The sequence below is a fragment of the Pseudoflavonifractor phocaeensis genome, assembly GCF_038439875.1.
Lineage (GTDB): Bacteria > Bacillota > Clostridia > Oscillospirales > Oscillospiraceae > Vermiculatibacterium.
This window is the reverse complement of sequence record NZ_JBCDMT010000001.1, coordinates 120250-139397: the sequence shown is the minus strand read 5'-3', so window position 1 is coordinate 139397 and position 19148 is coordinate 120250. Positions and strand designations below refer to the sequence as shown.

Annotated in this window: 19 protein-coding genes; 8 read left to right on the top strand and 11 right to left on the bottom strand. The window is 63.9% G+C overall.

The genetic code is table 11. From position 1 onward, the window contains the following. Positions 1 to 243: 243 nt before the first annotated feature. Complete coding sequence (locus AAEU42_RS00695; RefSeq protein ID WP_342231592.1) at positions 244 to 2205, top strand: sigma 54-interacting transcriptional regulator; 1962 nt, start codon at positions 244 to 246, stop codon at positions 2203 to 2205. Positions 2206 to 2260: 55 nt separating this feature from the next. On the opposite strand, the gene AAEU42_RS00690 is transcribed toward AAEU42_RS00695, so the two are convergent. Then, the gene (locus AAEU42_RS00690; protein ID WP_342231591.1) at positions 2261 to 3031 is read right to left on the bottom strand and encodes an N-acyl homoserine lactonase family protein; all 771 of its coding nucleotides are present in this window, start codon (positions 3029 to 3031) and stop codon (positions 2261 to 2263) included. 137 nt (positions 3032 to 3168) lie between these two features. On the opposite strand from AAEU42_RS00690, the gene AAEU42_RS00685 reads away from it, so the two are divergent. From AAEU42_RS00685 to AAEU42_RS00665, 5 genes are all read left to right on the top strand, one after another. Further along, complete coding sequence (locus AAEU42_RS00685; protein WP_342231590.1) at positions 3169 to 3417, top strand: hypothetical protein; 249 nt, start codon at positions 3169 to 3171, stop codon at positions 3415 to 3417. 41 nt (positions 3418 to 3458) lie between these two features. Continuing rightward, positions 3459 to 3680 (top strand): hypothetical protein, encoded by a 222-nt coding sequence (locus AAEU42_RS00680; protein WP_342231589.1) that lies wholly within the window; start codon positions 3459 to 3461, stop codon positions 3678 to 3680. Continuing rightward, on the top strand, positions 3677 to 5161 hold the full coding sequence (locus tag AAEU42_RS00675) for a sodium:solute symporter family protein (RefSeq protein WP_342231588.1): 1485 nt from the start codon (positions 3677 to 3679) through the stop codon (positions 5159 to 5161). The genes AAEU42_RS00680 and AAEU42_RS00675 overlap by 4 nt, the downstream gene beginning before the upstream one ends. A 90-nt stretch (positions 5162 to 5251) precedes the next feature. Further along, complete coding sequence (locus AAEU42_RS00670; RefSeq protein WP_342231587.1) at positions 5252 to 5944, top strand: iron-sulfur cluster assembly scaffold protein; 693 nt, start codon at positions 5252 to 5254, stop codon at positions 5942 to 5944. An 11-nt stretch (positions 5945 to 5955) separates the two neighbouring features. Next, positions 5956 to 6963 (top strand): GGGtGRT protein, encoded by a 1008-nt coding sequence (locus tag AAEU42_RS00665; RefSeq protein ID WP_425288187.1) that lies wholly within the window; start codon positions 5956 to 5958, stop codon positions 6961 to 6963. A 67-nt stretch (positions 6964 to 7030) separates the two neighbouring features. Here the strand turns inward: AAEU42_RS00665 and AAEU42_RS00660 are convergent, their stop codons facing one another. The 8 genes from AAEU42_RS00660 to AAEU42_RS00625 all read right to left on the bottom strand — a co-directional run bounded on the left by AAEU42_RS00660 (position 7031) and on the right by AAEU42_RS00625 (position 14021). After that, entirely contained in the window at positions 7031 to 7528 is a 498-nt protein-coding gene (locus AAEU42_RS00660; RefSeq protein WP_342231585.1) for a LeuD/DmdB family oxidoreductase small subunit, read from the bottom strand. Positions 7529 to 7543: 15 nt separating this feature from the next. After that, complete coding sequence (locus AAEU42_RS00655; protein ID WP_342231584.1) at positions 7544 to 8803, bottom strand: 3-isopropylmalate dehydratase large subunit; 1260 nt, start codon at positions 8801 to 8803, stop codon at positions 7544 to 7546. A gap of 357 nt (positions 8804 to 9160) precedes the next feature. Next, positions 9161 to 10288, bottom strand: a complete 1128-nt coding sequence (locus AAEU42_RS00650; RefSeq protein WP_342231583.1) for a helix-turn-helix domain-containing protein — start codon at positions 10286 to 10288, stop codon at positions 9161 to 9163. Positions 10289 to 10394: 106 nt separating this feature from the next. After that, on the bottom strand, positions 10395 to 10970 hold the full coding sequence (locus AAEU42_RS00645) for an NUDIX hydrolase (RefSeq protein WP_342231582.1): 576 nt from the start codon (positions 10968 to 10970) through the stop codon (positions 10395 to 10397). Between the two features lie 33 nt (positions 10971 to 11003). After that, positions 11004 to 11501 carry a dihydrofolate reductase gene (locus AAEU42_RS00640; RefSeq protein ID WP_342231581.1) on the bottom strand — a complete coding sequence of 166 codons (498 nt, stop codon included), beginning with the start codon at positions 11499 to 11501 and terminating at the stop codon, positions 11004 to 11006. A 2-nt stretch (positions 11502 to 11503) separates the two neighbouring features. Then, positions 11504 to 11962, bottom strand: coding sequence for a 2-thiouracil desulfurase family protein (locus AAEU42_RS00635; protein ID WP_342231580.1), 459 nt, complete (start codon positions 11960 to 11962; stop codon positions 11504 to 11506). Between the two features lie 4 nt (positions 11963 to 11966). Beyond that, positions 11967 to 12797, bottom strand: a complete 831-nt coding sequence (gene thyA / locus AAEU42_RS00630) for a thymidylate synthase (RefSeq protein ID WP_342231579.1) — start codon at positions 12795 to 12797, stop codon at positions 11967 to 11969. 156 nt (positions 12798 to 12953) lie between these two features. After that, complete coding sequence (locus AAEU42_RS00625) at positions 12954 to 14021, bottom strand: branched-chain amino acid aminotransferase (RefSeq protein WP_342231578.1); 1068 nt, start codon at positions 14019 to 14021, stop codon at positions 12954 to 12956. A gap of 317 nt (positions 14022 to 14338) precedes the next feature. Here AAEU42_RS00625 and AAEU42_RS00620 point away from each other — a divergent pair, with 317 nt between their 5' ends. Both AAEU42_RS00620 and fliB read left to right on the top strand, forming a co-directional pair. Further along, the gene (locus tag AAEU42_RS00620; protein WP_342231577.1) at positions 14339 to 15598 is read left to right on the top strand and encodes an HlyC/CorC family transporter; all 1260 of its coding nucleotides are present in this window, start codon (positions 14339 to 14341) and stop codon (positions 15596 to 15598) included. 4 nt (positions 15599 to 15602) lie between these two features. Beyond that, positions 15603 to 16712 carry a flagellin lysine-N-methylase gene (gene fliB / locus AAEU42_RS00615; protein ID WP_342231576.1) on the top strand — a complete coding sequence of 370 codons (1110 nt, stop codon included), beginning with the start codon at positions 15603 to 15605 and terminating at the stop codon, positions 16710 to 16712. A 286-nt stretch (positions 16713 to 16998) separates the two neighbouring features. Here fliB and AAEU42_RS00610 read toward each other — a convergent pair whose 3' ends face one another. Together AAEU42_RS00610 and thrS are read right to left on the bottom strand one after the other, a co-directional pair. Continuing rightward, positions 16999 to 17169 (bottom strand): hypothetical protein, encoded by a 171-nt coding sequence (locus AAEU42_RS00610; protein ID WP_342231575.1) that lies wholly within the window; start codon positions 17167 to 17169, stop codon positions 16999 to 17001. Positions 17170 to 17286: 117 nt separating this feature from the next. Next, positions 17287 to 19047, bottom strand: a complete 1761-nt coding sequence (thrS, locus tag AAEU42_RS00605) for a threonine--tRNA ligase (protein WP_342231574.1) — start codon at positions 19045 to 19047, stop codon at positions 17287 to 17289. Positions 19048 to 19148: the final 101 nt, after the last annotated feature.

The window sequence follows — 19148 nt, the reverse complement described above, 5'->3', positions numbered from 1 at the left end:
CGTTCTGCCTCATCCTCTCGTTCGTTGGCGATGCCGCGGGCCGGCGGCCCGCCCGGAATGGGTACGCTCTGTTCTCTGCCTAGATTAAAAGCAAACGGCATGCCAGCTTTTCTCCCTGCCGGATTTTGTCGAATTAAGTCCGCTCCTCCCTCCGATTTCACCTCCAGCCCGAATTGACAACCCATTTTCGATGTGATAAGCTGTTTCAAAATAGCGCAAAATTGAAACAAGCGGGTGATATTTATGGATTTGGCAACCTCCCGAAAGGCCCTGATGACCAGCGAAAAGATCACGGTGGCGCTCATCGCCACCTACCCCGCCATGTCCAGGGCCATGGCCCAGCTGGTGGAGGGGACCAACATCCAGCTGTTGGACATCTACGCCTCCTTCGAGCAGGCCGCCGAGGAGGCCAAGCGCATCGAGGCGGAGGTGGACGTGATCCTCACCCGGGGCGGCACCGGCCGTTTCGTCAAAAATGCCGCCTCCATCCCGGTCATCTCCATCCCCATCACCCCCTTCGACCTCACCCTGTCGGTCTCCGACCTCCCCGCCGAGTACAAGCGGGTCGCCTTCTGCAACTACCAGCGGGCCATCTTCGGCACCGAGCAGATCGGCGAGCTGTTTGGCAAAAAGATCTTCCAATATCTGTTTACCAACCAGGCCGAGCTCCGGCAGGCGGCCAATGAGGCCAAGGCGGACGGCTGTCAGGTCTTTATCGGCGGCGCGGAGGGCATTTCCTACGCAAGGGAGCTGGGCATGGAGGGCATCGAGATCGTCTCCGGCCGGGAGGCCATCTACCAGGCCCTCACCGAGGCCATCGCCATCATCCAGGTCAAGCGGGAGGAGCGCAAGCAGTCCACCCGGCTGAAGATTGCCTTCGACTCCCTGGCCGAGGGGATCTGCATCACAGACGAGCGGGGCACCATCTCGGTCTTTAACCCCGCCGCCGCCGGCATCTTTAAGCTGAACCACCAGCAGTTGGTGGGGGAAAACATCCACGACATCTCCATCGGAGACCGCGCCCTGACGGCGCTCCACCAGCAGAAGCCGGAGCTCAACCAGCTGGAGCGGGCCTGGAACATCACCCTGAGCACCAACCACATCCCCATCTACATGGACCAAAATTTCATCGGCCTGGTCAGCACCTTTCAGGACGTGACCAAGATCCAGCAGTTGGAGGGCCAGATCCGCCGCCAGCTGAACCAAAAGGGCTTTCAGGCCAAATATACCTTCGACAGCATCATCGGCTCCACCCACGCCATGGAGACGGCCAAAAAGCTGGCCGCCCTCTACGCCCAGACCGACTCCTCCGTCCTCATCGAGGGGGAATCCGGCACCGGCAAAGAGCTCTTCGCCCACAGCATCCACAGCGCCAGCCCCCGGTCGGTGGGGCCCTTCGTCACCGTCAACTGCGCCGCCATCCCCGAGCAACTGCTGGAGAGTGAGCTCTTCGGCTACGCCCCCGGGGCCTTCACCGGCGCCCGGAGGGAGGGCAAGCAGGGGCTCTTCGAGCTGGCCCACAACGGCACCATCTTCCTGGATGAAATCGGCGAGATGCCCAAGTACCTCCAGTCCCGGCTCCTGCGGGTCCTCCAGGAAAAGGAGGTCATGCGGGTGGGGGATGACAAGATCATCTCGGTGAACTGCCGGGTCATCTCCGCCACCAACAAGGACCTGGGGACGCTGGTCTCCAAGGGAGAGTTCCGGGAGGACCTCTACTACCGGCTGAACATCTTCAACGTGAAGGTGCCCCCCCTGCGGGACAGGCGGGAGGATATCCCCCTCCTGTGCGAGCACTTTCTGGAGGGGATGGGCATCTCCTCCCACGCCATCGGGATCAAAAAGAGCGTGGACGAGCAGCTCAAGCGCCTGCGGGGCTACCGCTGGCCGGGAAACGTCCGGGAGCTGTCCAGCGTCTGCGCCCGCATCGCCCTGCTCCAGACCGCGGGCCAGGGGGAGGAGGCCCGCCAATACCTCCGAATGGTCATCGACAGCTACGTGTCTGCCGCACGGGACACGGTGAGCCTGGACATCGAGGCCAACCTTCCCCTGAAGGGGGCCATGGAGGAGGCGGAGCAGCAGTATATCAGCGCCATCCTGGAGCGCTGCGGCAACAACCGCACGCTGGCCTCCAAGCAGCTTGGGATCGGGCGCACCACTTTGTGGCGGCGGTACGCCGAGGGCGAGGAGGAGCGCGGGATCTGAGAAAACAAAGAGAGAGCCGGGCCAAACAGCCCGGCTCTCTTTTTGGCAATGGCGCTCAGCGCGGCGGATAGACGCTGTGCTCCAGGGCCCTGGCGTCGTGGCCCGGAAGGATGTGGGCCGCGTCCGCCAGGGGGAGGAGGCGTCGGATGGTGTCGTAGTACTCCCGCAGGTCCACGTGGATGCCCGAGGGCGTGGGCAGCCCATGGGTCAGGTTCTCCTCCCAATTCTCGATCAGGCCCACGCAGTCGCTGGCGATCAGGTAGGGACCGTCCTCGGTCTGGATGCGGACACACTGGAAGCCCGGGGTGTGTCCGGGCGCGAAGAGCAGGTCGATCCCCTCCTGGAGCCGGAAGTCTCCGTCCACCACCTCCAAACGGTCCATCGCCTTGGCCCAGGGGGGCGTCATCCCCAGCTGGGGCGACTCGTAATAGGTGTATTGGGTGGGGACCGGGGCCAGGGCGAACTCCACCTCCCGCCGCTGGACATAGATACGGGCGTTGGGAAACCGGTGGTTGTTGAAGCAGTGGTCCCAGTGGAGATGGGTGTTGACGATGACCGTCACCTCTTCCGGTTCCACCCCCAGATCCCGCAGGGCCCGGACGGGCTCCATCTCCGGGGTCTGGGTGAGGGGGTGGTGGTATTGGGCGGCCCACGCCTCGCCGCAGCAGCCGGTATCCACCAGCATGCAGGTGTCCCTGCCCTGGACCAGGTACATGAGGATGGGGGCGGCCAGTTTGGTCCCCGCGTCTTTTTGATAGGAGAAGTTGGATTTTTCAGCGGCGCCAAAGATACCGGCGCAGATGGGACGGATCGTATAGGTCTCCATAGGTCTTGCTCCTTTCATATTTCAGGCTGCTTTCTTTGCGTGCAAATTCGGTGCCAGCTTTTTATTTTGGGAAATCTGGTGCGGCCCCTCGCTCTGGTTCCCCCTCATGTTTCAAATATAAAAAATCGGAAAAGAAAATGAAACGCTTTTTTCTTTTCTTAGATTTTGTTTTCTTTTTTACCAGGATAATATTGGAAATTTTATTTTTGAAAAGTCGAATTTTGTCAGAAATAGCGGGCGTCAAAAATTTTGCGGATCGTTTTCGCCCAGGTTGGCATCAATTTTGCGGTAATACTAGACGAGAATACCCGGGAAGTAATTTCTCACAAGCAATCCTGATGCCGGCAGGCGGTGTTTCGGGCGGTCGGCCGCCGTTCGGAACGTGACTCCTCTCTCAGGAGAGAAAGGTGAAAGGTAGGAAAGCTCTATGAAAAAGAAGCGTGTCCAATGGCTGTTCCTGTTTTACTCCATCGTGTGTCACCTACCCTATTTCATTCCCGCGTTGAATCGGATCGAACCCAAACTGGCGGGCGTACCCTTTACGGTATACTCCGCTTTCCTGTGGATGCTGCTGTGCTGCTGCCTGCTGATGTGGCTGAGCAAAAATGTCTGGGACAGCTATGACGGCGGAGAGGAGGCGGGCAAATGAGCACTCATACCATCGTCAGCATCATCGCCCTGCTGGCCTATACCGCTCTGATGCTCTACGTGGGCATCGGCAAGGCCTACGATAAGGACGTAGTCTCCACGTCCCGGGGCTTCTTCATCGGCGGCGGCACAGGTTACTTCGTGCTGTTCTTCACCACTGCGGCCACCTGGTTCTCCACCTGGATCTACATGGGGGCCCCCGGCTCCTTCTATAAAAACGGCATCGGCTGGATCGCCGGCGCCACCTGGCAGCTGCTCATCATGTTCCTCATGGGCGTCTTCGGCACCCGCCTGTGGCGGATGGCCAAGAGCTATGAGTACGTAACGCCGGGCGACCTGCTGGACGGCTATTACCAGAGCTCCGGCCTGCGCAAGACCATCTCCCTTGGACAGCTCATCTTCTGCTTCCCCTACATGATGGCCCAGGTCAGCGGCGTCGGCCTGGCGGTGAGCACCCTGACCGCCGGGTTTATCCCCTCCTGGCTGGGCTGCCTTTACGCCGCCGTGGTGGTGGGCCTGTACGTCTACTTCGGCGGCTTCAAATCCCAGGCCTGGGTGGACACCATGCAGGGCATCATGTTCACTATTATCCTCTGGATCACCGTGGCCATCATGATCTGGCAGAACGGCGGCGGTGTGGCCGGCCTCTTCGCCGGCGTGGAGCGGGCCGGCGGCGACCTGCTGCGCTATCTGACGGGTGAGGGCTATTGGACCTGGAAAATGTACCTGTCCTTCTTCCTCATCCAGGCCATCGGCGGCTATTTCGCCCCCTACGTGTGGCAGCGGGCCTACGCCGCCAAGAGCGGCAAGACCATCCTGAAGATCGCCGGCACCCTGGGCTTCTTCTACGTTTTCGCCATCATGCTCCCCGTTATGCTGGTGGGCTTCGGCGGGATCTCCCTGGGCGTGGAGGCGGCCAACGCGGACAGCATCATGGTCACCACCATGACCCAGTTCGCCCCCTATGTGGCTATTTTCGTGGTGGTCGGCATCCTGGCGGCCGGCATGTCCACCATCTCCTCCATCCTGGTCACCACCTCTTCCCTGGTCACGGTGGACTTCATCCAGCAGGCCAAGCCCGACATGGACCCCAAGAAGGTGCGGGATATCTCCCGGACCCTCATCCTGATCATCCTGGCGGCGGCCCTGGCCCTGTCCCTCGTCAACGTCAGCGGGATCGTGATCCTGGTGAACACGGCCCTGGCGGGCTTCATGCAGGCCATCTGGCCGGTATTCGGCGTCTTTTTCTGGAAGCGGTCCACCAAGGAGGGCGCCATCGCCGGCTTTGTGGCCGGGATCATCATCACCCTGGCCCTGACGGCGACCGGGATCAACTTCCTGGGCTTTGCCCCGGGCTTCTGGGGCTTTGTGGCCAACGGCGCGCTGTTCTTCGGCGTCAGCCTGTGCACCAAGCCGGTGCCCGAGAGCCATCGGAAGGCCTTCCTCTCCCCGCTGGAAAAACATAAGACCCTGGGGGAGTGATCCAGCGCGGCGGGGGCGCACGCCCGGCAGGGCGCGCCCCCGCTTTCTATTTTACCCCAGAGCGCAATACACGGAAAGGAACGTGGAAGTATGGAAACGACCCAGGCGTTGGACCGCATGCGCGCCGTCAAGCCCTGCACCGCCCACGGCATGTCCCCCATCCCGCAGGAGGGGACCTTCGGCGAAGTCAAGGAGATCCGTCAGCTCTCCGGCTTCAGCCACAGCGTGGGCACCTGCGCCCTCAAGCAGGGGGCCTGCAAGCTGACGCTGAACGTCAAGGAAGGCATTATCCAGGAGGCGCTGGTGGAGACCATCGGCTGTTCCGGCATGACCCACTCCGCCGCCATGGCCGCCGAGATCCTGCCGGGAAAGACCCTGCTGGAGGCCATGAACACCGATCTGGTTTGCGACGCCATCAATGTGGCCATGCGGGAGATGTTCTTGATGCTGGCCTACGGCCGCTCCCAGTCCGCCTTCACCGAAGGGGGGCTGGCCGTGGGCGCGGGGCTGGAGGATCTGGGGGCCGGGACCCGCAGCCAGGTGGGCACTAGCTACGGCACGCTGGAGAAGGGCCCCCGCTACCTGGAGCTCACCGAGGGCTGCGTCCAACGGCTGGCTTTGGACGGGGAGGGCCGCATCATCGGCTACCAGTTCGTCCACCTGGGCAAGTTCATGGATCAGCTTGCCGCCGGGGCGGAGCCCGCCCAAGCCCTGGAGCGGGCCACCGGCCGCTACGGCCGGTATGACGAGGGCGTCACGTTCCTCGACCCCAGAAAGGAATAGGAGGGATGGCTATGTCGGACATCCGATTTGAAAACTACGACCGCCGGATCGGCCGGATCACGGCCTTTCTCCGGGAAAATGATATTGGCTCCCTGGAGGAGGCCCGGGCGCTCTGCGAAGGGGCCGGGCTGGACCTCTTCTCCCTGGTGCGCAGCATCCAGGGCATCTGCTTTGACGACGCCCCCTGGGCCTACGTGGTGGGCGCCGCCGCCGCCCTCCGCCGGGGGGACCCTGCGGCCAGCGTCATCGCCAACACCCTGGGGGAGGGCCTCCAGTCCTTCTGCCTGCCCGGCTCGGTCTCCGACCAGCGGCAGATCGGCCTGGGCCATGGGAAGCTGGCCTCCATGGTCCTCAGCGACAACACCCGCTGCTTCGCTTTTCTGGCCGGGCACGAGTCCTTCGCGGCGGCCGAGGGGGCCATCGGCATCGCCCGCTCGGCCAACCAGGTGCGCTCCGTCCCTCTGAAAATCATCCTCAACGGCCTGGGCAAGGACGCTGCCGAGATCATCGCCCGGGTCAACGGCTTCACCTACGTCCGCACCGCCTTTGATTTTACCACCGACGCCCTCTCCATCGTCGGAGAGACCGCCTATTCCGGCGGGGAGCGGGGGGCCGTGCGCTGCTTCGGGGCCAACGAGATGCGGGAGGGCGTGGCCATCATGATCCACGAAGGGGTGGACGTGTCCATCTCGGGCAACGGCACCAATATGATCAAATTCCAGCACCCGGTGGCCGGCACCTATAAAAAATACTGCAACGACCACGGCCTTCCCTACTTCGCCTGCGCCTCCGGGGGCGGCATCGGCCGCACCATGAACAACGACGACATCTCCGCCGGTCCCGCCTCTTACGGCTACACCGATATGATGGCCCGCATGTACGCCGACGCCACCTTCGCCGGCTCCTCCTCCGTCCCCGCGCACGTGGAGATGACGGGCTACATCGGCATGGGCAACAACCCCATGGTGGGCGCCACGGTAGCCTCAGCGGTGGCGGTGGCCAAGGCACTCTCCCGGTAACGCCGCGGCGCGGCAAAAGGGAGGCCCCCTTCAAGGGGGCCTCCCTTTTACCGCACTTTTGAAGAGCTTACGCCTTTCCCAGCTTTTGCTTCAGCGACTCCACCAGCCCTCCACAGGCCACCAGCTCCAAAATGTGGGGCGGGATCTTGTCGCAGGGGTAGCGCTCCCCCGTGGTCTTGTTGAGGATGCTCCCCTCCCGGGTGTCCACCTCCAGCTCGTCGAATTTGGAGATCTTCTCCGTGTCAGGGCACTCAATGGCCAGGATCCCCAAATTGATGCAGTTGCGGTAGAAGATGCGGGCGTAGGATTTGGCAATGATGGTGCGGATGCCAAGGATGCTCAGGGTCAGCGGGGCGGTCTCCCGGCTGGAGCCGGAGCCCAGATTGTTCTCCGCCACCAGGATGTCCCCGGGCCGGACGGTGGAGGCGAAATCCGGGTCCACCGGGCTCATGGCGTGCTTGGCCGCCTCCTCCATGGCCAGTTCCATATAGGCCGGCGGAGAGATGATGTCCGTATTGATGTTGCTGCCGTATTTCAGGGCTCTGCCCGTAATGATCTCAGCCATATTTCTTCTCCTCTCTCACAGCATGGTCCTGGGGTCCGTCAGCCGCCCGGTGACGGCGCTGGCCGCCACCGACAGCGGGGAAGCCAGGTAGACGTCCCCGTACTTGCTGCCCATACGCCCGATAAAGTTCCGGTTGGTGGCCGAGACGCAGACCTCTCCCGCCCCAATGGCCCCCGAATGGACCCCCAGGCAGGCCCCGCAGCTGGAGGCCAGGATGGTGGCCCCCGCCTCGGAGAGGGTGGTCAGGATGCCGTCCCGGTCGCAGGCTTCCCACACCTCGCGGGAGGCCGGGGAGACCAGCAGCCGGATGCCCTTGGCGATCTTTTTCCCCTTCAAAAGCCGGGCGGCGGCCTTCAGGTCGTGGTACCGACCTCCGGTACAGGAGCCGATATAGGCCTGGTGGATGGCCACATCCCCCACGTTGGCGATCTCGGTGACGTTGTCCACCTCGTGGGGGCAGGCGCACAGGGGGGCCAGCTCTCCGGCGGAGAAAGAAAGGTCCTCCAGGTAGTCCGCCCCGGGGTCGCTGCGGAAGGCCTCACCCTCCGGGATGCCCCTCTCCCGCAGGTAGGCCCTGGTGATCTCGTCGCAGGCGATGACGCCGTTTTTCGCCCCGGCCTCCACCGCCATGTTGGTCATGCACAGCCGCTCGTCCATAGGCATGGCCTCAAAGGTGGTCCCGCAGAACTCCAGCGCCCGGTAGGTGGCGCCGCTGTGGCCCACCGTCCCGATGGTCCGCAGGGCCACGTCCTTGGCCATCACGCCCTCGGGCAGCGTCCCGTCGAAGCGGACCCGGATGCTCTGGGGCACCTTGAGCCAGATCTCCCCCGTCACCAGCACCCCCAGCATCTCGGTGGAGCCGATGCCGGTGGAGAAGGCCCCCAGGGCCCCGTACATGCAGGTGTGGGAGTCGGTCCCCACCACCAGCTCCCCCGGGGACACCCGCCCCTTTTCCACCATCACCTGGTGGCAGGGGCCCGCGAACTCATAGTAGTGCTCCACCCCATTGGCGCAGGCCCACTCCCGGGTGAACTTCACGATCTCCGCCTGGGTGGCGTTGGCCGGCGGGGTGTAGTGGTCGGAGATAATGGTGACCCGCTCCGGGTCCCACACCTTCGCCCCCAGCAGCTCCATTTTTTCCGCAATCTCAATGCGGGGGCCCAGAATGTCGTCCATCATGGCCTTGTCTACCTTGGCCTGGATGATCTCCCCTCCGTGGACCTCCTGCTTCCCCGCCGCCCGGGCGAGCAGCTTTTCGCTGATGGTCATCGGCATAGCGTTTCCTCCTTTTTTACAGCGCCCGGCGCCGCTGAGGACACCGGACATTCATTACCAGACAGGGTACTGATATAAAGAGCAAACTCCATGCCAATTTTCACGCCAGGCCGGTGAGGGCCTTTGCCGGTCTGACCCGGCCGCAACTGTTCCAATGCCGCCGAATATGAAACGAGGCTTCCAGCCGGAACCGCCCCAGTGGAAAAAAAGAAGAGGAGGGGCCCACGGCATGCGGCCCCCTCCTCTTTGCTTTTCGCTTTCAAAACAGCATCAAAAGACCTTTGACCGGGCCGAAGGGATGCCGCCGGAGGCGTCCGCCGGCAAAGCCCTGTCCCCGCACCCTGGGTCCAGGCGCTCTTATTCCGTGGGTGCCGGAGCTTCCGGCGCCGCCCGCTGCAAAGTCAGGCAGGACAGGAGAAGCCACGCCGCCGCCAAGGCCAGGGCAAAAAGCAGGGTCCCCCCGGTGCCCCAGCCCACGGCAAAAAACCGGCCGGTCCCGATGGCCTCGGCCCGGTAGTCCCAGTAACGGCCGGAGCCGTCCGACCACATGGCCTCCCAGACCCGCAGGCCGGTCATGCCCCAGCACAGGGCCGTCATGACCCAGACGGGAGGGATCCACTTCCGGTATCCTCTTTTCAGCAGAGGCAGGGCGGCCAGAAGGGCCAGAACCAGCAGCCACAGGAGATAGAAGCCGTCCTGGGCGTGAAGCAGGCGGGGCACCCGGGGCCCCACCTCCCGCCACAGGGCGGGCAGCCAGTAGAGCCCCGCCAGCAGGGGCACCAGCGCGGGGAGCAGACGCCGCCAGGATGGACGCCCCCAGTCCAGCCGGAGGATTTTTCCCGCGCCGCCCAACTGCCCGCCAAAGCCCTTTTCCCATACAAGACACTGGGTGGCGGCGGTGAGGGCGAGGGCCAGCAGCACTACGGCCACCGCCACTTCCGGCAGGTGGGTCACGCCCCACCAGAGCAGTCTTGTCCCGGCCCGATCCTGGTTCCAGATATTCATGGTAACGGACATGGCCCCCAGAGAGGCCACCAGACCCAGGGCAATGGACAGGTTCACCCCCAGATTGACCACCGCCTCCCCCAGGAGGAACCAGCGGCTTTGATAGGCGTAGTACTTCTGAAGGTACACCCCGTAGGCCAGGCACCCCAGGTAGCCCAGGTAGCACAGGAGGGCGGGCATAAACAGGTCCAGCAGGAAAAAAAGCACCCCGCCGCCCAGGGCGAAAGCAAAGGAAAGCAAGTTCTGCCAGTCCGTTTTCGTCAGGGTGCGGACGGGCCGCTCCTCATTCAAGAGGTCATCCACCGTCACCCCCAGGGCCTTTGCCAGGGGCACCAGCACCGGTACGTCCGGGTAGCCCCCGCCGCTTTCCCAGCGGGAGACCGTCTTGTCGCTGACCCCCACCTGCTCGGCCAGCTCCCGCTGGGTCAGGTTCCTGGCCCGCCGGTAGTTTTTCAGCCGTTCGCCAAAATCTTGTTCCATGGCCCTTCCCTCCTTTGTGCCCCCAACATACCATGGAATCCACTCTATGGGGAACCCCACAGGGCGAGAATCCGCTCTCGGGTCCCGAGAGCGGATAAAAACAGCGCTATTTTGCCCTTTGTCCCAGCAATTCTCTGCCCCGGGCCAAGAGCTTGGTATAGACCTCATCCATCTGCCACTCATTGGTCAGCTCCAGCAGCCGGTCCGCCGGGAGCCAGCCCACCTTGGTGTTCTCCCCCTCCCGGACAGTGAGGGGGCCCTCCCGGTCGGCGGTGAGGAGGTAGGAGACATTCAAATGCTGATGGGCGCAGACATACTCCCCCCGCTTCACGTGGCCCCACACCGGCAGGATCTCCAGCGAGGCGATCTGTGTGGACAATGGGCGGATATGGGCGGCCCCCGTCTCCTCCCTGGCCTCCCGGAGGGCCACCGACAGCAGGTCCCCTTCCCCGTCGGCGTGGCCGCCGGTCCAGGCCCACACCTTGAAGATGTTGTGGTGGGCCATGAGCACCCACGCCCCGTCGGCGCTGAGGATGAAACCGGAGGCGGTCATGTGGGCGATCTTGTTTTCCCGGGTCAGGATGGTATCGGGATATTGGTTGACATAAGATAACATCATATCCTTGTCGGCCGCCTCTGCCTCCGACCGGGGGACGTAGGCGGCGATGTCGTCAACATACATAGGATGGCTCCTTTCCGGCGCGGCGCCCGGATCTCAGTCCCGGCCCCGGGGCGGGGCGGTCCGCGCATAGGTCACGTATTGGAAGGCCACGTCCTTCTCCTCCAGAGGGGGCTCCGTCCCGGCAACCGACCAGTCCGGCGCGGCGTCCAGATCGGGGAACCAGGCGTCGGCGGGGAAGGTCCTGAGGATCTTGGTCACGTACACCGTATCGCAAAAATCCAATAACGCCCTGTAAATACTCTCCCCGCCGATTACAACGCTGTCGTCGGGAGCGGCGGCCAGAAGGGTCTCCTGATCGGCAAAGACCTCCGCCCCCTCCACCCGGAAGCCGGGGGAGCGGGAGAGGATCAGGTTGCGGCGGCCGGGCAGGGGGCGGCCGCCGGGGAAGGTGGAGAGGGTCTTTCGGCCCAGGATCACAGGATGGCCCAGGGTCAGCTCTTTGAACCGCTTCAGATCGGCGGAGATGGGACACAGCAGCCGTCCCTCCCGGCCGATGGCCCAGGCTTGATCCACGGCGACGATGGCTTTCATACTCACCCCTCCAGGTTTACATAATTTAAAAAGTCCCCGAAGTGCTCCTCGTCGAACACGGGGATGCCGGCCCCCTTCAGGGCGGCCGCCGTCACCCCGTCGCCGGGGATCCGGGTGTGGGTGAAGGTGCCGTCGTAGACGGTGCCGCTGCCGCAGGAGGGGCTGCGGGCCTTCATCAGGGCGCACCGGCAGTCCAGCCTGCGGGCCAGCCGGACCGCCGCTTCCCCGCCCCGGCGGTAGGCCTCCGTCACGTCGCCGCCGGCCTGGGTCACCACCCGCTCCCCCCGGCGCTCGGCGGGCGGGCGGGGCGTGGGCAGGCCCCCCAGCTGCTCGGGGCAGAGGGGGACCGGATGGAGGTCGGGGCGGTCCTCCAGCAGCTTGGACAGGGGCCGGAAGTCGGTGCCGTCCCCGCTGTAACGGCAGGGGACATCCATGAGGCAGGCGGAAACCAAAATGTTCATGGCCTTACACCGCCACCTCGATCTTATCGTCCAGCTCGTGGCACTGGTAGCCCTCCAGCCGGAAGCTGTTCTTGGTAAAGGCGTAGAAATCGGTGACATCCGGGTCCATCCACAGCTTGGGGGCGAGGTAGGGCTCCCGCTTCAAAAGCTCCTCCACCACGGGGACGTGGCGGTCGTAGATGTGGGCGTCGGCGATGACGTGGACCAGCTCCCCGGGGACCAGGCCGGAGACCTGGGCCAGCATCATCAGGAGGGCGGCGTATTGCATCACGTTCCAGCCGTTGGCGGTGAGCATATCCTGGCTGCGCTGGTTCAGGATACCGTTGAGCACGTTCCCCGATACGTTGAAGGTCATGGAGTAGGCGCAGGGGTAGAGGGCCATCTCGCTCAGGTCGTGGTGGTTGTAGAGGCTCGTCAGGATGCGGCGGGAGACCGGGTCGTTTTTCAGGCTCCACAGCACCCGGTCCACCTGGTCCATCTCCCCCTCGGGGTAGCGGTGCTTCACCCCCAGCTGGTAGCCGTAGGCCTTGCCGATGGAGCCCTTCTCGTCCGCCCAGGCGTCCCAGACGTGGCTGGACAGTTCATGGATGTCGTTGGACTTCTTCTGCCAGATCCACAGCAGCTCATCCACGGCGCTTTTCAAATACTGGCGGCGGACGGTGAGAATGGGAAACTCCTCCCGCAGGTCGTAGCGGTTGACCACGCCGAAGAGCTTCACCGTGTGGGCCGGGGTGCCGTCGGTCCACTTGGGCCGGACGGGCAGATCAGTGTCCCACACGCCGTGGGAGAGAATGTCACGGCAGTTCTGGAGGAAAAGTTGGTCGGCGCGGCTCATAAGAGTGCCCCCTTTTTCGTGTTTTTTCTATCATAGCATGGAATGGAGAGGCGGGCAAGAGCCATCAGAGAAGCGGAGGCGGTGAAAAACCGCCCCCTTCAGGCCGAAAACAGAACAAAAACGCCGCCGGGCCTTTCGGCCCGGCGGCGTTCTCGTTCAGCAGACCTTCACGGTCCAGCCGTAGGGATCGGGGATGGTCCCCCACTGGATGCCGGTGATGGTATCGTAGAGCTTGTGGGTCAGCGCGCCGATCTCTCCGCCGTTGACCACCACGTGCCTGCCCTCCCAGCCCATCTCGCCGATGGGGGAGATCACGGCGGCGGTGCCGGTGCCCCAGGCCTCCTCCAGCTTGCCCGCCTCGGCGGCGTCGAAGAGCTCCTGGGCGGTGATGAGCCGCTCCTCACAGGGGACGCCCCAGCTCTTCAAAAGCTCCAGGCAGGACTTCCGGGTGATGCCGGGGAGGACGGAGCCGGTGAGGGTGGGGGTGATGACGGTGCCGTCTACCTGGAACATCACGTTCATGGAGCCCACCTCTTCGATATACTTGCGGTGGACCCCGTCCAGCCAGAGGACCTGGGCGTAGCCCTGCTCCTCGGCCCGCTCGCTGGCCCGGATGGAGGCGGCGTAGTTGCCGCCGCACTTGGTGAAGCCGGTGCCGCCCTTGACGGCCCGGACGTCCTCGTCCTCCACGTAGATCCTCACGGGGTTGATGCCCTCGGCGTAATAGGCCCCCACGGGGGAGCAGATGATGGCGAAGAGATAAGTGTGGGAGGCGTGGACCCCCAGGGAGGGGTCGGTGGCAAAGACGAAGGGGCGGATATAGAGGGAGGTCCCCGGCTCAGAGGGCACCCAGTCGGCCTCCAGCCGCACCAGCTGGGTGATGGCGTCCACCACGGTCTGGGGGTCGATGGCGGGGATGCACAGCCGCTCGCAGGAGGACTTGAGCCGCAGGGCGTTCTCCATGGGGCGGAAGAGCTGCACGCCGCCGTCGGGGGAGCGGTAGGCCTTCAGGCCCTCGAACACCTCCTGGGCATAGTGGAGCACCATGGCGCAGGGCTCCATGGGGATGGGCCCATAGGGGACGATGCGGCCATCGTGCCAGCCCTTCCCGGTCTCATAGTTCATCAGGAACATATGGTCGGTGAAGGTCTTGCCGAAGACCAGGGTCTTGGGGTCGGGCTTGGGCTTGCTCGCCGGGGCCCGGGTGATGGGAAATTCCTGCATTTGAACGGCCTCCTCGCACTTTTTTGTTGTCTGCTATTATACTCCCCCCACCGCCCCGCCGCAAGTAGATAATTTACCAAATTGCAGTGTCAAAGTATCTTTGCCCTTGCTTTTTTGCCGGAGCTGTGGTATCATGGCAACAATTTATCAGAAAAAAGGAACGGTGAGCCCGCGTGGACGAACCTCCGCCCAGTCCCAATTACATAAGAAAACAATCCTTTGGACAGTCTTACTTGAGAGAGTAGGACTGTCCTTTTGCACGCTTTTCCCATCCATACATCCACATTGAATTTGAAACGGAGTGTGATTTGCCCTTTATGGACAGTTCCAGTATGACCATGATCTTCGCCATCCTCATCCTTATCGTTTGCAGCGCCTTTTTCTCCGCCACCGAGACCGCCTTTACCTCCCTCAACCGGGTCCGGATGAAGGCCAAGGCGGAAAACGGAAACGGCCGGGCCGCCCTGGCCCTGGCCCTGGAGGAGGACTACGACAAGCTGCTGACCACCATCCTCATCGGCAACAACATCGTCAACATCACCGCCACCACCGTCTCCGCCTCCCTGTTCATCAAGCTGCTGGGGAGCTACGGCCCCACGGTGTCCACGGTGGTGCTGACCATCGTGATCCTGGTCTTCGGCGAGGTGTCTCCCAAGTCCCTGGCCAAGGAGCGCTCCGAGCGCTTCGCCATGTTCGCCGCCCCCATCATGCGGGTGCTGATGGTCCTCCTCACCCCCCTGGCCTGGCTGTTCGCCCAGCTCAAGCGTCTGCTGTCCAAGGTCTTTCGCTCCCAGGAGGAGGAAGGCATCACCGAGGAGGAACTGGTGACCATGGTGGACCAGGCCGAGAGCGAGGGCGGGCTGGACCGGCACGAGAGTGAGCTCATCCGCTCCGCCATCGAGTTCGGCGATATGCAGGTGGATGAGATCCTCACCCCCCGGGTGGACATCGTGGCGGTGGAGGACACCGACACCATGGAGGACGTGGCCAAGGCCTTCGCCGAGAGCGGCTTTTCCCGCCTGCCGGTGTACCACGAGGACATCGACGACATCGTGGGGGTCATCCATGAAAAGGACTTTCACGCCGCCCGCTACCACGGGCAGAGCGACCTGTCCGCCATCACCGCGCCCGTGCTGTACACCACAGGGAACACCAAAATCTCCGACCTGCTGCGTATCCTTCAAAAAAAGAAGGCCCATATGGTAGTAGTGGTGGACGAGTACGGCGGCACCGAGGGGCTTTGCACCTTGGAGGACATCGTGGAGGAGCTGGTGGGCGAGATCTGGGACGAACACGACGAGGTCATTGAGGAGTTCCAGAAGCAGGCCGACGGCAGTTACCTCATCTCCTGCAACGCCGCCCTCACCGACCTCTACGACCTCTTCGCCCTCAAGGGCAGCTGCGAGGCCAACACCGTCTCCGGCTGGGTCATGGAGCAGATCGGCCGGGTGCCCGAGGAGGGGGACCGGTTCCAGTCCGACGGGCTGGACGTGACCGTGACCAAGGTGGACCACCGGCGGGTGCTGGAGATCAAGGTCGTGGTGCTGGATGACGGCGCCGGCGACGGCGAGGCGTAAGGCCATGCTGATCCGAAAGCCCTCCTACTACGACGGCTTTGCCTGTCTGGCCGGGGCCTGCCCGGACACCTGCTGCGCCGCCTGGGAGGCGGTGGTGGACGAGAAGAGCCTGGCCCGCTACCAGGCCCTTCCGGGGACCATCGGCCGGACCGTCCGGGACGCCCTCACCGTGGACGGCGACGGAGATGCCTGTTTCCGGCTGGCGGAAGGCCGGTGCGCCCTTCTCCGGGGGGATGGGCTGTGCGCCCTCCAAGCGGAATTGGGAGAGGAGGCCCTGTGCCAGGTGTGCCGGGAGCACCCCCGGTTCATCGAGTCCTTCGGAGCCTTCCGGGAGGCCAGCCTGGCGGCCTCCTGTCCCGAGGCGGCCAGGCTGACGCTGGCCTGGGACGGGCGGTTCACCGAGGCCGTCACCGATGAGCCGGAGGAGGACTGCGAGGACGTGGACGGGGCCCTGCTGGCGGCCCTCCTCCCCTGCCGGGAGCGGCTCTTCGGCCTGCTGCGGGACCGGAGCCACCCCGTGGGGGCGCGGATGGCGGCGGCCCTGGGGTACGCCGGGGCTTTGCAGGAGCGGCTGGACCTGGGGGACGTGGCGGGCTTGTCTCAGACGGCCCCGCCCCCGGCTCCCCCCGCCGGGACGGCCGGGGAACGGCTGGAGACCGCCCGGGCCCTGTTCCGGGTCCTGGGGACGCTGGAGATCCTCTCTCCCGAATGGAAGGCCCTGCTGGACGAGGCCGCCGGGGCGCTCGCCGACATGAGCGAGGACACCTACGCCGTGCGGCGGCGGGACTTTGTCCGGGCCAGGTTGGGGCGGGAGGCGGAGTACGAAAACTTCGCCGTCTACCTCCTCTACCGCTGGTTTTTGAAAGCGGATTTTGACGGCGACGTGTACGGGAAGGTCAGCTTCGCCGCCCTGTCACTGCTGGCCCTCCAAGAGTTGGGGGCACTGACCCTGGCGCGGGAGGGGCGGTTCACACAGGACGGCCAGCTCCGGCTGGTGGGGCTGTGGTGCAAGGAACAGGAACACTGTGACGAGAATTTAGCCGCCTTGGCCCAGGCGGCGTATGACGAGCCGCTGTTCGGCCCGGAAACCCTGGGGCGGGCGCTGAATATATAAGTGAGCCTTCCCCTCGGGGTTGGCTGTCCGTTAGCGGCTGCGCCGCTTACGGACAGCTCATGCCCTGCGGGTAGAAGGTGGCAGCGGCGAAGCCGCTGACGGATGAGGGGCCATAGCGTGAAGAAAACTTGCCGGTGGCAAGTTTTTAGCGGTGGCCGGCCAGCTATGCTGGCCGGGGACGTGTGAGGAGAACATTCCCCTCATCAGTCTCGCTCCGCTCGCCAGCTTCCCCCAGGGGAAGCCTAAAACCTTCCCGCCCCTCAAAGCCTTCCCCCAGGGGAAGCCTTTATTTTCCGCTTATCAACTCCGGATTCAAGCAGACGAAGAGCCCCGCTCCCGGCAGAACCGCCATCAGGGAGATGGGACCCACGTATTCCTCCAGCGCCCAGGACAGCACGATGGAGGCCAGCACCGCCCCGACGCCCAGGGCCAGACGCACGCCCTTCGGCAGTCTCATACGCCGCCCCTCCCCTCCGGTTTCTTGTTGGAAGGGATCATACACCCGCTATGACGGCAAATCTTGTCGAAAAAGGGCCCTCCGGCTGTCGCCGGAGGGCCCTTTTCAGCGCTGTGCTTATTTGATGGTCTTGCTGTCCACTTCCTCCTTGAGGAGCCCGGCGAAGGCGTCCAGGGACATGGCCCCCAGGTCCTCGCCGGTGCGGTGGCGCACGGAGACGGTCTGGTTCTCGATATCCCGGTCGCCCACCACCAGCATATAGGGGGTCTTCTGGAGCTGGGCCTCCCGGATCTTCTTGCCGATCTTCTCGTTGCGGATGTCGGTCTCCACCCGGAAGCCCAGGGCGTCCAGCTTGGCGGCCAGCTCGGCGGCGTAATCGTCGGCCCGGTCGGTGATGGTGAGCACCTTCACCTGCACGGGGGACAGCCACGCCGGGAAGGCCCCGGCGAAGTGCTCGGTGATAACGCCGATGAACCGCTCGATGGAGCCCAGCACCACCCGGTGTATCATGACGGGGCGGTGCTTCTGGCCGTCCTCCCCCACATACTCCAGCTCGAAGCGCTCGGGGAGCTGGCTGTCCAGCTGGATGGTGCCGCACTGCCAGGTCCGGCCCAGGGAGTCGGCCAGGTGGAAGTCCAGCTTGGGGCCGTAGAAAGCGCCGTCACCCTCGTTAATGACAAAGTCCTTGCCCATGTCGGTGATGGCGGCCTTCAGAATGTCCTGGTTGCGCTCCCACTCCTCCACGGTGCCGATATGGTCCTCGGGCATGGTGGAAAGCTCGATGGTGTAGCTCAGGCCGAAGGTGGAGTACACCTCGTCGAAGAGGCGCACCGTCTCCTGAATGACGTCCTGCATCTGCTCCCGGGTCATGAAGACGTGGGCGTCGTCCTGGTTGAAGCAGCGCACCCGGAACAGGCCGTGGAGGGCGCCGGAGAGCTCGTGGCGGTGCACGAGGCCAATCTCCCCCACCCGCAGGGGCAGCTCCTTATAGGAGTGGGGCTCGCTGGCGTAGACCAGCATGCCGCCGGGGCAGTTCATGGGCTTGACGGCAAAGTCCACGTCATCAATGACGGTGGTGTACATGTTGTTCTTGTAGTGGTCCCAGTGGCCGGAGCGCTCCCAGAGCTGGCGGTTGAGCATGATGGGGGTGGAGATCTCCACGTAGCCGTACTTCTTGTGCACCTGCCGCCAATAGTCCAGCAGGGTGTTTTTCAGCACCATGCCCTTGGGCAGGAAGAAGGGAAAGCCGGGGCCCTCGTCCCGGAGCATGAACAAGCCCAGCTCCTTGCCCAGCTTGCGGTGGTCCCGCTTCTTGGCCTCCTCGATCCGGGCCATATACTCGTCCAGCTCCTCCTTCTTGGGGAAGGCGATGCCGTAGATGCGCTGGAGGGTCTGGCGGCTGGAGTCACCCCGCCAATAGGCGGCGTTGCAGGCGGTGAGCTTGATGGCGTTGCCCTTGACGCGGCCGGTGGAGTCCACGTGGGGGCCGGCGCACAGGTCGGTGAACTCCCCCTGCTTATAGAAGGAGATAACGGCGTCCTCGGGCAGGTCATCGATGAGCTCCACCTTATAGGGCTCGCCCTTCTCCTCCATCAGCTTCCGGGCCTCGGCCCGGGGCAGCTCGAAGCGCTCCAGCTTCAGCTTTTCCTTGCAGATCTTCCGCATCTCCCCCTCGATCTGCTCCAGCATCTCGGGGGTGAAGGGGAAGGGGGAGTCCATGTCGTAATAGAAGCCCTCGTCGATGGCGGGGCCGATGGCCAGCTTCACCTCGGGCCACAGGCGCTTCACCGCCTGGGCCAGGATGTGGGAGCAGGTGTGCCAATAGGTCTTGCGGTATTCCGGGTTTTCAAAGGTATACTGGTTGTTTTCTTCTGCCATGATGATTTCCTCCTGTTGTTGGGGCGGTAAACAAAAAATCCCACCCCTGAAAAAGTTCAGGGGTGGGATACGAAGTCGTATTCCACGGTTCCACCCTGCTT